We start from the raw sequence: 1,136 nt of genomic DNA on the forward strand, positions 1-1,136 counted from the left end.
CAGCCGTTGCGCCCGCTGAACAGCTCGCGCCAGGCGGCGGTGGGCGGCGGCGCGCCAACGGCGGCGGCATCGAGGAAAGAGGAGGAGGACGACATGAGAACGAAGGGGAACGCCAAGGGAGCCTGGATACTAGGCGGCGCCTCTCAATTAAACAAGCTATTGCTTTGATAAATAGAAACTTCGGCGCGCAGCCGTCGCACAGGATGCGCGACACTTCGAAACCGATGCACGCCGTTTCTTCTTCCCCTTCTTCCTCGATGGATTCCTCTTCCGCCACCACCGGCGCCCTGCCCCGTCCCCCGATGCGTCGCCCCACCCTGCGTTTCCTGCTCTCGCACCCCGCGCACTTCATCGCGCTGGGCTTCGGCTCGGGGTTGTCGCCCTTCGCGCCGGGCACCGTGGGCACGCTGTGGGCCTGGGCCGCGTTCGTGGTGATGCAACTGTGGTTCACGCCCGCGACTATCGGCTGGATCATCCTGGCCGGCCTGCCGATCGGCTGGTGGGCCTGCACGGTCGCTGCGCGCAACATGAACGTGTCCGACCCCGGCGCCATCGTGTGGGACGAGATCGTCGCCTTCTGGCTCGTGCTCTGGCTGGTGACGCCGGCCGGCCTGTGGGCGCAGGTCGTGGCCTTTGCGCTGTTCCGTTATTTCGACGCCGCCAAGCCCGGCCCGGTGGGCTGGGCCGACGCCGCCTTCAAGCCGCACGACCCCGCGCGCGTGCAGTGGTGGCGCGCCGGCTTCGGCATTCTTCTGGACGACCTGGTGGCGGCCTTCTGCACGCTGCTGGTCATTGCGCTGTGGCGCGCATGGTGAACCCGATGCAACCTTCCGCTTCCCCGGCCTTGGCCGAACAGGACGTGCCCGCGCTCGTCGCGACGCTGGCCGAACGGCTGCAGGCCCGGGGCTGGATGATGGCCACCGCCGAAAGCTGCACCGGCGGCCTGATCGCCGGCGCCTGCACCGACCTGGCGGGCTCCAGCGTGTGGTTCGAGCGCGGCTTCGTCACCTACTCGAACGCCGCCAAGACCGAGATGCTGGGCGTGGACGCCGCGCTGATCGAAGCCCACGGCGCCGTGAGCGAGCCCGTGGCGCGCGCGATGGCCGAAGGCGCCATTGCCCGCGGCGCCCCGGCGC

2 protein-coding genes are annotated in these 1,136 nt (G+C 69.4%); both read left to right on the forward strand.

The genetic code is table 11. The features are described 5' to 3' along the window. Nucleotides 1-257 precede the first annotated feature (257 nt). Nucleotides 258-815, forward strand: coding sequence for a phosphatidylglycerophosphatase A family protein (locus tag VBO01S_RS31425; RefSeq protein WP_255221262.1), 558 nt, complete (start codon nucleotides 258-260; stop codon nucleotides 813-815). A gap of 5 nt (nucleotides 816-820) precedes the next feature. After that, the coding region (locus VBO01S_RS31430) for a CinA family protein (RefSeq protein WP_255221263.1) at nucleotides 821-1,136 on the forward strand (316 nt) is incomplete at its 3' end.

Origin of the sequence: Variovorax boronicumulans NBRC 103145 (assembly GCF_001591345.1) — a bacterium.
GTDB lineage: Bacteria > Pseudomonadota > Gammaproteobacteria > Burkholderiales > Burkholderiaceae_C > Variovorax > Variovorax boronicumulans.

Bases quoted from the DNA above. Each gene is read 5' to 3' on its own strand.
- VBO01S_RS31425 (WP_255221262.1), top strand. From the start codon at position 258: ATGGATTCCTCTTCCGCCACCACCGGCGCCCTGCCCCGTCCCCCGATG.